Source organism: Pseudomonas costantinii (assembly GCF_001870435.1).
Lineage (GTDB): Bacteria > Pseudomonadota > Gammaproteobacteria > Pseudomonadales > Pseudomonadaceae > Aquipseudomonas > Aquipseudomonas costantinii.
Window position 1 is genome coordinate 1 of record NZ_MDDR01000037.1, and the last position, 14308, is coordinate 14308.

The window sequence follows — 14308 nt, forward strand, 5'->3', positions numbered from 1 at the left end:
GCGCAAGTGGTTGAAGTTGTTGAAGAAATCTTCGAAAGCTTCTGAAAATAATCACTTGACAGCAAATGAGGCTGCTGTAGAATGCGCGCCTCGGTTGAGACGAAAGATCTTAACCAACCGCTCTTTAACAACTGAATCAAGCAATTCGTGTGGGTGCTTGTGGAGTCAGACTGATAGTCAACAAGATTATCAGCATCACAAGTTACTCCGCGAGAAATCAAAGATGTAACCAACGATTGCTGAGCCAAGTTTAGGGTTTCTTAAAAACCCAAAGATGTTTGAACTGAAGAGTTTGATCATGGCTCAGATTGAACGCTGGCGGCAGGCCTAACACATGCAAGTCGAGCGGTAGAGAGAAGCTTGCTTCTCTTGAGAGCGGCGGACGGGTGAGTAATGCCTAGGAATCTGCCTGGTAGTGGGGGATAACGTTCGGAAACGGACGCTAATACCGCATACGTCCTACGGGAGAAAGCAGGGGACCTTCGGGCCTTGCGCTATCAGATGAGCCTAGGTCGGATTAGCTAGTTGGTGAGGTAATGGCTCACCAAGGCGACGATCCGTAACTGGTCTGAGAGGATGATCAGTCACACTGGAACTGAGACACGGTCCAGACTCCTACGGGAGGCAGCAGTGGGGAATATTGGACAATGGGCGAAAGCCTGATCCAGCCATGCCGCGTGTGTGAAGAAGGTCTTCGGATTGTAAAGCACTTTAAGTTGGGAGGAAGGGCAGTTGCCTAATACGTAACTGTTTTGACGTTACCGACAGAATAAGCACCGGCTAACTCTGTGCCAGCAGCCGCGGTAATACAGAGGGTGCAAGCGTTAATCGGAATTACTGGGCGTAAAGCGCGCGTAGGTGGTTTGTTAAGTTGGATGTGAAATCCCCGGGCTCAACCTGGGAACTGCATTCAAAACTGACTGACTAGAGTATGGTAGAGGGTGGTGGAATTTCCTGTGTAGCGGTGAAATGCGTAGATATAGGAAGGAACACCAGTGGCGAAGGCGACCACCTGGACTAATACTGACACTGAGGTGCGAAAGCGTGGGGAGCAAACAGGATTAGATACCCTGGTAGTCCACGCCGTAAACGATGTCAACTAGCCGTTGGAAGCCTTGAGCTTTTAGTGGCGCAGCTAACGCATTAAGTTGACCGCCTGGGGAGTACGGCCGCAAGGTTAAAACTCAAATGAATTGACGGGGGCCCGCACAAGCGGTGGAGCATGTGGTTTAATTCGAAGCAACGCGAAGAACCTTACCAGGCCTTGACATCCAATGAACTTTCTAGAGATAGATTGGTGCCTTCGGGAACATTGAGACAGGTGCTGCATGGCTGTCGTCAGCTCGTGTCGTGAGATGTTGGGTTAAGTCCCGTAACGAGCGCAACCCTTGTCCTTAGTTACCAGCACGTAATGGTGGGCACTCTAAGGAGACTGCCGGTGACAAACCGGAGGAAGGTGGGGATGACGTCAAGTCATCATGGCCCTTACGGCCTGGGCTACACACGTGCTACAATGGTCGGTACAGAGGGTTGCCAAACCGCGAGGTGGAGCTAATCCCATAAAACCGATCGTAGTCCGGATCGCAGTCTGCAACTCGACTGCGTGAAGTCGGAATCGCTAGTAATCGCGAATCAGAATGTCGCGGTGAATACGTTCCCGGGCCTTGTACACACCGCCCGTCACACCATGGGAGTGGGTTGCACCAGAAGTAGCTAGTCTAACCTTCGGGAGGACGGTTACCACGGTGTGATTCATGACTGGGGTGAAGTCGTAACAAGGTAGCCGTAGGGGAACCTGCGGCTGGATCACCTCCTTAATCGACGACATCAGCTGCTCCATAAGTTCCCACACGAATTGCTTGATTCATTGAAGAAGACGATAAGAAGCAGCCCGAAATTGGGTCTGTAGCTCAGTTGGTTAGAGCGCACCCCTGATAAGGGTGAGGTCGGCAGTTCGAATCTGCCCAGACCCACCAATTTTGTGTGGGAAACGCCTGTAGAAATACGGGGCCATAGCTCAGCTGGGAGAGCGCCTGCCTTGCACGCAGGAGGTCAACGGTTCGATCCCGTTTGGCTCCACCACTACTGCTTCTACGTTATGAAAGCTTAGAAATGAGCATTCCATCAGGTTGATGGTGAATGTTGATTTCTAGTCTTTGATTAGATCGTTCTTTAAAAATTTGGGTATGTGATAGAAAGATAGACTGAACGTTACTTTCACTGGTAACGGATCAGGCTAAGGTAAAATTTGTGAGTTACTCAGTTTTGAGTATTATCGAATTTTCGGCGAATGTTGTCTTCACAGTATAACCAGATTGCTTGGGGTTATATGGTCAAGTGAAGAAGCGCATACGGTGGATGCCTTGGCAGTCAGAGGCGATGAAAGACGTGGTAGCCTGCGAAAAGCTTCGGGGAGTCGGCAAACAGACTTTGATCCGGAGATGTCTGAATGGGGGAACCCAGCCATCATAAGATGGTTATCTTACGCTGAATACATAGGCGTAAGAGGCGAACCAGGGGAACTGAAACATCTAAGTACCCTGAGGAAAAGAAATCAACCGAGATTCCCTTAGTAGTGGCGAGCGAACGGGGACTAGCCCTTAAGTGGCTTTGAGATTAGCGGAACGCTCTGGAAAGTGCGGCCATAGTGGGTGATAGCCCTGTACGCGAAAATCTCTTAGTCATGAAATCGAGTAGGACGGAGCACGAGAAACTTTGTCTGAATATGGGGGGACCATCCTCCAAGGCTAAATACTACTGACTGACCGATAGTGAACTAGTACCGTGAGGGAAAGGCGAAAAGAACCCCGGAGAGGGGAGTGAAATAGATCCTGAAACCGTATGCGTACAAGCAGTGGGAGCCCACTTTGTTGGGTGACTGCGTACCTTTTGTATAATGGGTCAGCGACTTATTTTCAGTGGCGAGCTTAACCGAATAGGGGAGGCGTAGCGAAAGCGAGTCTTAATAGGGCGTCTAGTCGCTGGGAATAGACCCGAAACCGGGCGATCTATCCATGGGCAGGTTGAAGGTTGGGTAACACTAACTGGAGGACCGAACCGACTACCGTTGAAAAGTTAGCGGATGACCTGTGGATCGGAGTGAAAGGCTAATCAAGCTCGGAGATAGCTGGTTCTCCTCGAAAGCTATTTAGGTAGCGCCTCATGTATCACTGTAGGGGGTAGAGCACTGTTTCGGCTAGGGGGTCATCCCGACTTACCAAACCGATGCAAACTCCGAATACCTACAAGTGCCGAGCATGGGAGACACACGGCGGGTGCTAACGTCCGTCGTGAAAAGGGAAACAACCCAGACCGTCAGCTAAGGTCCCAAAGTTATGGTTAAGTGGGAAACGATGTGGGAAGGCTTAGACAGCTAGGAGGTTGGCTTAGAAGCAGCCACCCTTTAAAGAAAGCGTAATAGCTCACTAGTCGAGTCGGCCTGCGCGGAAGATGTAACGGGGCTCAAACCATACACCGAAGCTACGGGTATCACGTAAGTGATGCGGTAGAGGAGCGTTCTGTAAGCCTGTGAAGGTGAGTTGAGAAGCTTGCTGGAGGTATCAGAAGTGCGAATGCTGACATGAGTAACGACAATGGGTGTGAAAAACACCCACGCCGAAAGACCAAGGTTTCCTGCGCAACGTTAATCGACGCAGGGTTAGTCGGTCCCTAAGGCGAGGCTGAAAAGCGTAGTCGATGGAAAACAGGTTAATATTCCTGTACTTCTGGTTATTGCGATGGAGGGACGGAGAAGGCTAGGCCAGCTTGGCGTTGGTTGTCCAAGTTTAAGGTGGTAGGCTGGAATCTTAGGTAAATCCGGGATTCTAAGGCCGAGAGCTGATGACGAGCTAACTTTTAGTTAGCGAAGTGGTTGATGCCATGCTTCCAAGAAAAGCTTCTAAGCTTCAGGTAACCAGGAACCGTACCCCAAACCGACACAGGTGGTTGGGTAGAGAATACCAAGGCGCTTGAGAGAACTCGGGTGAAGGAACTAGGCAAAATGGCACCGTAACTTCGGGAGAAGGTGCGCCGGTGAGGGTGAAGGACTTGCTCCGTAAGCTCATGCCGGTCGAAGATACCAGGCCGCTGCGACTGTTTATTAAAAACACAGCACTCTGCAAACACGAAAGTGGACGTATAGGGTGTGACGCCTGCCCGGTGCCGGAAGGTTAATTGATGGGGTTAGCTAACGCGAAGCTCTTGATCGAAGCCCCGGTAAACGGCGGCCGTAACTATAACGGTCCTAAGGTAGCGAAATTCCTTGTCGGGTAAGTTCCGACCTGCACGAATGGCGTAACGATGGCGGCGCTGTCTCCACCCGAGACTCAGTGAAATTGAAATCGCTGTGAAGATGCAGTGTATCCGCGGCTAGACGGAAAGACCCCGTGAACCTTTACTATAGCTTTGCACTGGACTTTGAATTTGCTTGTGTAGGATAGGTGGGAGGCTTTGAAGCGTGGACGCCAGTCTGCGTGGAGCCAACCTTGAAATACCACCCTGGCAACTTTGAGGTTCTAACTCAGGTCCGTTATCCGGATCGAGGACAGTGTATGGTGGGTAGTTTGACTGGGGCGGTCTCCTCCTAAAGAGTAACGGAGGAGTACGAAGGTGCGCTCAGACCGGTCGGAAATCGGTCGTAGAGTATAAAGGCAAAAGCGCGCTTGACTGCGAGACAGACACGTCGAGCAGGTACGAAAGTAGGTCTTAGTGATCCGGTGGTTCTGTATGGAAGGGCCATCGCTCAACGGATAAAAGGTACTCCGGGGATAACAGGCTGATACCGCCCAAGAGTTCATATCGACGGCGGTGTTTGGCACCTCGATGTCGGCTCATCACATCCTGGGGCTGAAGCCGGTCCCAAGGGTATGGCTGTTCGCCATTTAAAGTGGTACGCGAGCTGGGTTTAGAACGTCGTGAGACAGTTCGGTCCCTATCTGCCGTGGACGTTTGAGATTTGAGAGGGGCTGCTCCTAGTACGAGAGGACCGGAGTGGACGAACCTCTGGTGTTCCGGTTGTCACGCCAGTGGCATTGCCGGGTAGCTATGTTCGGAATAGATAACCGCTGAAAGCATCTAAGCGGGAAACTAGCCTCAAGATGAGATCTCACTGGAACCTTGAGTTCCCTGAAGGGCCGTCGAAGACTACGACGTTGATAGGTTGGGTGTGTAAGCGCTGTGAGGCGTTGAGCTAACCAATACTAATTGCCCGTGAGGCTTGACCATATAACACCCAAGCAATTTGCGTCGGCTCTTTAATACAGAGCAGCAGATTGCGGTGTGTGAAGACGATAGAACCGAAAGTTCGAATCTCACAAAACACCGAAAGCTGTCACATACCCAATTTGCTGAAGCGAGGCATTCTTGTCACGACTCAGTACCCGAATTTCTTGACGACCATAGAGCATTGGAACCACCTGATCCCATCCCGAACTCAGTAGTGAAACGATGCATCGCCGATGGTAGTGTGGGGTTTCCCCATGTGAGAGTAGGTCATCGTCAAGATTAAATTCCGAAACCCCTGTTTGCTAACGCAGACAGGGGTTTTGTTTTGGGCGGTCGAAAAGTGTGAAAAGGCAAGCTGGCCTGCAAAAAACTCAACGATAACGCGAACTAACCGACACACCGTCCCCCGCTCTTACTCCCGGTATCCTGAACCTCCAGTATCGCCTTCCAGCCCCCGACAAATTTGCACAGTTATTTCTGAACCAGACCACTAGAATAGGCACCTAACCTTTTTAGAGTATGAGCCCTATCTATGCCCGATCCGGTTGATGCCCTTGAGGTGTCGGATTTACCACTGGACGACCTGGTGGCATGCCATGAGTGCGACTTACTGATGCGTAAACCTGCGCTCGCCCTCGGTGAAAAAGCCCAATGCCCACGCTGCGGTTACGAGCTTTACGCTCAGCGCCACAACGTCGTTGAGCGAAGCCTCGCCTTGGTGCTGGCAGCACTATTGCTGTACATCCCCGCGAACTTTTTACCCATCATGCAGCTCAATCTACTCGGGCAGTCCTCTGAGGACACTGTATGGAGCGGTGTTGTTGGCTTGTTCGATACCGGTATGCAAGGCGTTGCCGCCGTAGTGTTCTTGTGCAGCATGGGCATTCCCCTGTTGAAGTTACTTTGCCAATTGGCAGTGCTACTCAGCATTCGCTGGAAGATTGGCCGCAGTTACGGGCTGTTGCTCTACCGCATTTACCACCACCTGAAGGATTGGGGGATGCTGGAGGTCTATTTGATGGGGGTGCTCGTCGCGATCGTTAAACTCGCTGACATGGCCGCCATCACAATCGGCTTGGGGCTTGTCTGCTTCGTCAGTCTATTAGTGGTTCAGGTACTGCTTGAGGTGGTGATGTCGCCCCACCAAATCTGGCAGGCGCTGTCAGGAGAGGATGATCATGCGGGCGATTGATGCAGGCATTCTGATTTGTACCGAATGCCACGAGTTGAACAAACAAGAACCAGACACTGACGAGCAAACCTGCACCCGTTGCGGTGCGCTGATTCATGCCCGTCGCCCCAACAGTCTTGCGCGTACCTGGGCGCTGCTGATCACAGCAGCGATCTTGTACATTCCCGCCAATCTGCTGCCGATCATGACCATTAACTCTCTTGGTCAGGGGGACCCCAGCACGATCATGTCGGGTGTCATACAGTTGGTGCAGCACGGGATGTTCCCCATTGCGGCGGTGGTGTTTATCGCGAGTATCCTGGTGCCGACGTTCAAACTGGTGGGCATTGGCCTGCTACTGTTTTCGGTGCAGCGTCATCAGCCGCTGTCTGCGCAACAACGCATTATCATGTACCGCTTTATCGAATTCATTGGCCGCTGGTCCATGCTGGATATCTTCGTGATCGCCATCCTGGTGGCGGTTGTAAACTTTGGGCGGCTTGCCAGTGTCGAGGCTAATCTCGGCGCCGCTGCGTTCGCCAGTGTGGTGATCTTGACGATGCTTGCCGCAGTAACTTTTGATCCCCGACTGATTTGGGATAACACGGAGTCGGACGACGACCATGAGTGATTTGCCAAAAGCTAAAACGCGCCCAGCCTCCAACTGGTCGGCCATTTGGGTGTTGCCCCTGATTGCCCTGATCATTGGCGGCTGGCTGGGATGGCGTGCCTATACCCAGCAGGGCATTGAGATTCAGGTCCGCTTTGAAAGTGGCGAAGGTATCCAGGTCAACAAGACCGAAGTGGTTTACAAAGGCATGACCGTGGGTAAGGTCAAAGCCTTGGCCCTGGATGACGAGGGCAGCAATCGTGGGGTGATCGCCACCATCGAGATGAACAAGGATGTTGAGCAATACCTCAAGACCAACACCCGCTTCTGGCTGGTCAAACCGAGTGTCAGCCTGGCCGGCATCACCGGTTTGGAAACCTTGGTCTCGGGTAACTACATCGCTGCCAGCCCTGGCGACGGCGAGCCGACACGTAAATTCAAGGCGCTCTCCGAAGAGCCACCCTTATCCGATGCCAAACCCGGTCTGCACCTGACGATTAAAGCTGATCGCCTCGGCTCCCTGAACCGTGGCAGTCCGGTGTTCTACAAGCAGATCCAGGTCGGCCAGGTCAAAAGCTACTTGCTCTCCGAAGACCAGAGCACTGTTGAGATCAAGGTCTATATCGAACCAACCTATGCCAACCTGGTGCGCAAACATACGCGCTTCTGGAACGCCAGCGGCATCAGCATCGACGCCAACCTCTCCGGCGTGAAGGTGCGTAGCGAGTCCCTTTCCAGCATCGTCGCCGGCGGTATCGCGTTTGCCACACCTGAGAATCGCAAGGACAGCCCGCCGACTGACCCGAGCCTGCCCTTCCGCCTGTACGAAGATTTCGACGCCGCTGCTGCTGGCATCAAGGTGAAGGTCAAACTCACCGACTTCGAAGGCCTGCAGGCGGGGCGTACCCCTGTCATGTACAAAGGCATCCAGGTTGGTAGCTTGAAAACCCTGAAAATCGACCCGGACCTGTCCAGCGCCAACGCCGAGTTGACCCTTGACCCGCTCGCCGAAGACTACCTGGTACAGGACACTCAATTTTGGGTGGTCAAACCTTCTATTTCCCTGGCCGGTATCACCGGTCTGGAAGCCTTGGTCAAAGGTAACTACATCGCCATTCGTCCCGGCGACAAAGGCAGCGCCCCACAGCGTGAGTTCGTTGCTAGAGCCAAGGCGCCACCTCTGGACCTGCGCTCGCCAGGCCTGCACATGGTGCTGTTCACCGACAATCTCGGCTCCCTGGATGTCGGCAGTCCGATTCTCTACAAGCAGGTCAAAGTCGGTTCCGTACAGAGCTACCAGTTCTCGCGCAAGAATAAGCAATTGGTGATCGGCGTTCATATCGAGAAGGAATACGAAAACCTGGTCAACGGTTCGACGCGTTTCTGGAATGCCAGCGGCGTTACGCTGACCGGCGGCCTCACCAGCGGCATCCAGGTGAAAAGCGAATCCCTGGCCAGTCTGATGGCCGGTGGTATCGCCTTTGAAACCCCTGAACCCAATGTGCCGCTGAAAAAACGCATCCCGCGCTTTCGCCTCTTTGCCGATCGTGAAGCTGCGAATCAACATGGCACCTTGGTGACCATCAAAGTCGATCGTGCCGACGGTTTGCGCCCAGGTACGCCGATACGTTTCAAAGGTCTGGACGTTGGCAAGATCGAGAACGTCGACCTCAGCGCCGACATGCAGTCGGTGTTACTCAGCGCCCGCATCACCCAAGTAGCTGATCGGATCGCCCGTACGGGTAGCCAGTTCTGGGTGGTCAAGCCGGAGCTGGGCTTGATGAAAACCTCGAACCTGGAAACGCTGGTGACCGGCCAATACATCGAGGTACAGCCAGCAGTGAAAAACACTGGCCCTCAAAAAAGCTTCGTTGCCTTGAGCCAGCCGCCGGAGGCTGTTCAGCAAGAAGAAGGTCTGAGCCTGGTACTTAGCGCTGCACGCCGTGGTTCGCTGAAGGAAGGTGTACCGGTCACTTACCGTGAGGTCACCGTCGGCAAAGTCACCGGTTACGAGCTGGGCCAGACCGCCGACCGCGTGCTGATTCACATCCTGATCGAGCCCAAGTATGCGCCGCTGGTGCGTGGTGGTAGCCGCTTCTGGAATACCAGTGGTTTCGGTCTCGACTTCGGGCTGTTCAAAGGCGCGACGGTGCGTACCGAGTCCCTGGAAACCTTGGTCGCCGGTGGTATCGCCTTCGCCACACCGGATGGCGAGCGCATGGGCAACGCGGCACGCCCACAGCAAACCTTCCCGCTGTTCGACAAGTTCGAAGACGAATGGCTGACGTGGGCACCTAAAATCCCGCTAGGTAAATAGACCGAGGCCCTAAAAAACACTGCAAATCCCAAGCCCATAAAAAAGGCCGCGATCCAAAAGATCGCGGCCTTTTTGCATTTCAGCGCAGTGGATTAAACCTCATCCAACTCCGGCTCATCCGCCTGCACATTCACCGTAGCCTTCACTACGTCGTGACGACGAATGTACTTCCAGTCCGCCTCATCAATGTAGATACCATTCGGTCCGCTGCCGCCTTCCAGGTCGATCGCCACTTGGGCGGACACCTGCGGCTTCACACTGGCCAGAATCGGCACGAAGCCCAACTGCAAGCTGGTTTCCAACAACGCCGCCTGGTTCTTTTCGTCGATATCCGCCGCCTCATCAAGGTAGTACGGCAAGCGCACACGCCCGGCCTGATCGCGGTCCATCAAGTGCAGCAACAAGTACATGTTGGTCAGCGCCTTGATGGTCATGGTAGTGCCGTTGGACGCCGCACCATCGATGTCGGTGTGAATCACCGGCTGGCCATGCACCTTGGTAATCTCGAACGCCAGCTCGAACAGGTCCTTGAGACCCAACTGGTTATGGTTCGCAGCCACCAGGCGCGCCAGGTACTCCTTGGCCTCTTCGTTCTTGTTGTCTTGCTCGGCACTTTGGCTGAGGTCGAACACCGACAGGGTTTCGCCTTCTTCATATTGACCGGCGCTGTGGATAATCTGGTCGATATGCTTGAGGGCTTCCTTGTTCGGCGCGAGCACGATACGGAAGCTTTCCAGGTTGGACACCTGACGCTTGTTGATCTCGCGGTTGAACAAGGCCAACTGGTGCTCAAGGCTGTCATAGTCGCTGCGGATATTGCGCAAGGTCCGCGCGATATCAGTGACCGCCGCACGGCGTGCCTTACCAAGTGTCAGTGCTTCATCGGTGCGGTGTGCATAGGCATTGATCAACAGTTGCAGGCGACGCTCAACATCATCTTCGCTGTCGAACTTGGCCACGCCCTTGAGGCGTATCTGGGCATATAGCGCTTCGATCTGGCCATCGGTGCGCAGCAAACCTTGCCAACTGTCCTGATAGTCATTGAGCAACGGCAGCAAGTTGTCCATGGAGTCGTCGACCGGGTCCATGAACGGCGTGCCGAACGGCAAGTCTGCCGGCAACAGCTGACGACGACGCAGTGCGTCATCCAGCGTGCGCTGCTTGGCTTCCATATCGCCGATCTGACGGCCGACCAGTTGCAGCTTGGCCGACAGTTGCTGGACGCGTTCGGTGAACGCATCGCTGGAACGTTTCAACTCATCCTGCGCCGCTTCCATCTGCGCCAGGTGTTCCAGCTTCTCGCCTTCTTCGGCGCTCAAGGTTTGCGCGCGACGGAAATCTTCCAGCGCCTTTTGCGCATCCAGTACCTGTTGGTACAGCGCTTCGGTCTGGGTCTTGCTCGCCGCACGGTCGGAGGCCACGGCTTGCTGGGTTTTCAGTTGCTTGAGTTCTTTTTCCAGGCGCTCTTTCTGATCGCGCAATGCCGCACGGTCAGCCAGGGCCTGCAACGCCGGTGGTTCGATGTGGGAGATGTCGATGGACAGCCCCGGTACTTCAAAGCGCTCACCTTTGAAACCATCGAGGATTTGCTCAAGGGATTTAACCCACTGGCCTTCCTCGTCCAGCGTGATGCCATGTGCGCCCAACGGCAGGCTGAACAACGAACTGTTGAACAGGCGCATCAGACGCTCGACATCCGGCTGTGAGAATTCTTCGCGCAGTTTGGCGTAGCTGTTGTTGTCCGCATGGTCGAGCTGCTGCTTGACCGACTTCAGACGTTTTTCCAGATCACGCAGACGCTCGTCCAAGTCCTCGGCGCTGAACTGCCGCGACTGCGCGAGGGCGCCCGCCAATTCATCGTGAGCATCCTTGGCCGCCAGCAGCTGCTGTTCCAGCACCTTGACGTCATCGACCAAGGCAAAGCGATGCTTGAGCACCGACAACTCGCCGAGCCAACGCTGGATACCGCTGATTTCACGCTCCAGGCGCATCAGTTCCTGGGTGCCGCCACGCTGGTCGTTCTGCAGCGCGTCTTGCTCATTGCGGTAGTGCTCGGCCTGGATGGTCAGTTCTTCCTTGCGCGCACCGGCGTAATCCGACCAAGTGCCCAGCAGTGAATCCAGCAGCGGCGACAGGCGATGCAGCTTGCCGCGCAAGCTGTCACGCTGCCGAACACCGTTGGCCAGGGCTTCAACCAACGGACCTGCGGCCACCAGCGAGTTGTAATCCTGTTCCATGCGTCGCACATCACGGAAGGCTTCTTCGCACGCCGCGATGTAATCGACACTGCCGGAACGCAGGCTGTGTTCGAAGGCGTCCAGGAACAGTTGTTTAAGTTTGGCCGCGGTGATTTCGCGCATGTGCAGCAGGTTGATAAACAGCGCGCGGAACGTCTTCAGGCTCTGCTCGCTGGTGGAGCGCAGCGGAATCAAGGTCAGGTCCAGCGGGATCGACGTATGACCGCCTACCAATAAACGCCGCAGTTCATCCGGCTTGAGTTCGTAGGCTTTCAGGCCTTCACGCTCAAGGTTGGTGAACAGCTCTTTCTGGCGCAGGCACGTGTCGTTTTTCTGGTAATGGGCCAAGTCCAGCTTGCCCGCATAGGCAAAGAACTGGTGACCGAAACCACCCCCTGGGCCGCGCCCGACCACGCCGATCACGTGCGGGCCGTGGGGCAGGGAAACTTCCACCAAGATATAGCTGGTGTCGGTGGCGAAGTAGAAACGCCGGGATTGCTCCAGGGTGTACTTGCCGAAACTCATGTCCGACATGCGCGCCAAAATCGGGAACTGCAAGGCGTTGATCGACGCGGATTTACCCAGGTTGTTCGCGCCATACACCGACAGCGGCTCTTCCAGCGGGAACAAGCCCAGGCTGTAACCGGCGGTGTTCAATAGGGCGAAGCGGCGGATGCCGTAGCGTTCCTTACTCATGCGTCGGTCTCCTGTTCTTCGGCAATGGCGCGGGCCATGGCGTCTTCTTCGCTTTCTTCTTCGAAGTCGCTAAGGTCCAGCGGGTCGTCGGTCTTCAGCAGTTTTTCATCGCTGTCTTCGTCGATGATCACCGGCGCCGGCAATGGCAACACGCTGTGGATGCTGGCCGCGAGGTCGCGGTCCTGCTGCACCGACAGGCACACGTCGAGGAAACGGTGCATCGGCGGAAGGAAGCGGTACACGCCGTTGTCTTCGCTGGCAAAACCCAGTTGGGTCATGCGGCGCATGATCTTTTCTTCGAGTTCTTCCTGGGTCTGCACTTCGGCCTGGATAAACAGATCGCGGTACTTCTCCAGCAGCGAAGGCAACTCATCGCGGCCCAGGCTGCCACCGTCGAGCACGGCAATCGGGTCGCGGCCCTGGTCAGCCAAATGCTCAACGATGATGAAGGTGAACAACGCCAGGCGCTGCGCGGTTTTGTTCACCTGCGCAGCGGCCACAGCGGAGTCCGGCACGAAGTAGTAAAAACCACGCGTATCGCAGACCAACTCAAAGCCCAGCGCCTTGAACAGCGTGCGGTACTGGTCCTGGAAGTTCGACAGTTGTGCGTACAGCTCCGGGTCGCGGCGGCTGACGTGGTAACCCTTGAACAGCTCGCGAAAGATCGGCGCCAGATGGGACAGTTCGGATAGATCAAGATGCATGAGGGGTACTCGCAGAATTCTCGGCTATATCGCTGCTGGCCGGGAGCAGGGCGAATGAGCGCAGGCTGACCTGGTGCTCATGTGTGTGGTAGTCGCGGCGTTCCAGGCGTTCACGCTTGAAGCGTTTTTCGCGCGACAGGCGCGAGAACCAGTACAGCAACTCGTCGGTAGCGCCGTCGGGTTCCTGCTCCAGTAGCCAGGTCATCAGGTCCGGCATCGGCAGCGCATCTTCGCAGCGTTCGAGCATTTCCTTGACCGTGCGCGGTGCGCGCTGGGCTTCGCCTTTGTGGGACTTGTGCGCCTTGGGGAAACGCGCCGGTTTCGGCTCGAAATTCGCCAAGGCATACACATACGCTTCCACCTGGCTTGCGCTGCCGAGGAAGGTGCTTTGCGGACGGGTAAACATCGGCATCGCCGCTTGTGGCACCGCATCCAAACCTTTACGGCGGATTGCGGACAATGCCAGCGCCGCACCACGGGTCACGGCGTTGTGCCGACGGGCTTCTTCACGCAGTGGCAGCAGCAGCTCCCGCGCGTGACGCAAGGTCAACTGGGCGCTGGTCTGCATTTCGAGGATGCGCGCATGGGTGCGCAGCAACATGTCGTCGTCCACCAAGTGGCCGAGACGCTGCTGTTCGGTGAGCATGCGCAGCAGCACGTTTTCCACCTTGCGCACGCCTTGCTCGAAGGCGCCGTCGGCGTTTACCAATTGGATCATTGGTTCGACGTATTCGTCCCAAGTTGCCAGTACTTCGGCATAACGCTGGCGCAACGGGATTTGCCGGTCGCTGGTCTTGGCGCGGTCGGCCACGGCCGCGAGGGCTTGTTCGTCGTTGGCGAGTTTTTTCAGCACATCCCGTACGCGCATATCCAGCAGGCGCAGTTGACGGGCCAGGTCGTGGCCATCACGGATGTCGAAGGCGTCCTGGATATAGCCTGCCAGGCGCTCAAGGTGGCGCAGGTAGGCTTCGATTTCCAGGCACAGGCCAAGCCGGTGCTCCTTGCGAAGATAAGCCAGGAAGTCGTGGATCTGCGCGTTGAGCTCGAAACGGTTCGGGCTCTTGGCGACAGGTACCAGGATATCCAGGCGAATCCACACGTCCAGCAGGCTGGTAATGTCCTGAGGCGTGCTGTCCAGTTGTTGGGCGGCCAGTTGTGCGCGCAGTTCTCCCAGGCTCAAGGTGCCTTGGTCGAAGTGTTCGCACAGTGGCTCAAGTAAGGCCCAGTGTTCGGCGAGGGCGCGCAGGACGCGCTTGGGTTCGATCATGGGAATGGCCGGCTGGTTGGCGATTAAAAGTCGCGATTGTACTGCATCGGACGCGGGATTTATCCACAGCCGGTCAGTGCGCA

General features: G+C 55.4%; 6 protein-coding genes, 2 tRNA genes and 3 rRNA genes. 8 read left to right on the forward strand and 3 right to left on the reverse strand.

Annotated features, from left to right (window positions below; all coding sequences use genetic code 11):
• Positions 1–280 precede the first annotated feature (280 nt).
• From BFL40_RS21350 to BFL40_RS21385, 8 genes are all read left to right on the forward strand, one after another.
• Positions 281–1817, forward strand: a 16S ribosomal RNA gene (locus tag BFL40_RS21350).
• Between the two features lie 82 nt (positions 1818–1899).
• Positions 1900–1976 (forward strand) — tRNA-Ile (locus BFL40_RS21355).
• 30 nt (positions 1977–2006) lie between these two features.
• Positions 2007–2082 (forward strand) — tRNA-Ala (locus tag BFL40_RS21360).
• A gap of 249 nt (positions 2083–2331) precedes the next feature.
• Positions 2332–5223 (forward strand): 23S ribosomal RNA (locus BFL40_RS21365).
• 163 nt (positions 5224–5386) lie between these two features.
• Positions 5387–5502 (forward strand): 5S ribosomal RNA (gene rrf, locus BFL40_RS21370).
• Together the 16S, 23S and 5S rRNA genes with 2 tRNA genes alongside form the textbook arrangement of a ribosomal RNA operon.
• A gap of 253 nt (positions 5503–5755) precedes the next feature.
• Positions 5756–6415 carry a paraquat-inducible protein A gene (locus BFL40_RS21375; RefSeq protein ID WP_071485796.1) on the forward strand — a complete coding sequence of 220 codons (660 nt, stop codon included), beginning with the start codon at positions 5756–5758 and terminating at the stop codon, positions 6413–6415.
• Entirely contained in the window at positions 6402–7025 is a 624-nt protein-coding gene (locus tag BFL40_RS21380; protein WP_071485797.1) for a paraquat-inducible protein A, read from the forward strand. Before BFL40_RS21375 ends, BFL40_RS21380 begins: the two co-directional genes overlap by 14 nt.
• Positions 7018–9321: a PqiB family protein gene (locus tag BFL40_RS21385; protein ID WP_071485798.1), complete on the forward strand. Its 2304-nt coding sequence runs from the start codon at positions 7018–7020 to the stop codon at positions 9319–9321. The genes BFL40_RS21380 and BFL40_RS21385 overlap by 8 nt, the downstream gene beginning before the upstream one ends.
• 92 nt (positions 9322–9413) lie before the next feature.
• Here the strand turns inward: BFL40_RS21385 and mksF are convergent, their stop codons facing one another.
• The 3 genes from mksF to mksB are packed head-to-tail and all read right to left on the reverse strand — an operon-like array spanning position 9414 to position 14225.
• Positions 9414–12254 (reverse strand): Mks condensin complex protein MksF, encoded by a 2841-nt coding sequence (mksF, locus tag BFL40_RS21390; RefSeq protein WP_071485799.1) that lies wholly within the window; start codon positions 12252–12254, stop codon positions 9414–9416.
• A complete protein-coding gene (gene mksE, locus BFL40_RS21395) occupies positions 12251–12958 on the reverse strand; it encodes an Mks condensin complex protein MksE (protein ID WP_071485800.1) in 708 nt (235 codons plus the stop codon). The genes mksF and mksE overlap by 4 nt, the downstream gene beginning before the upstream one ends.
• Entirely contained in the window at positions 12948–14225 is a 1278-nt protein-coding gene (mksB, locus tag BFL40_RS21400) for an Mks condensin complex protein MksB (protein ID WP_071485801.1), read from the reverse strand. The genes mksE and mksB overlap by 11 nt, the downstream gene beginning before the upstream one ends.
• Between the last annotated feature and the right edge of the window lie 83 nt (positions 14226–14308).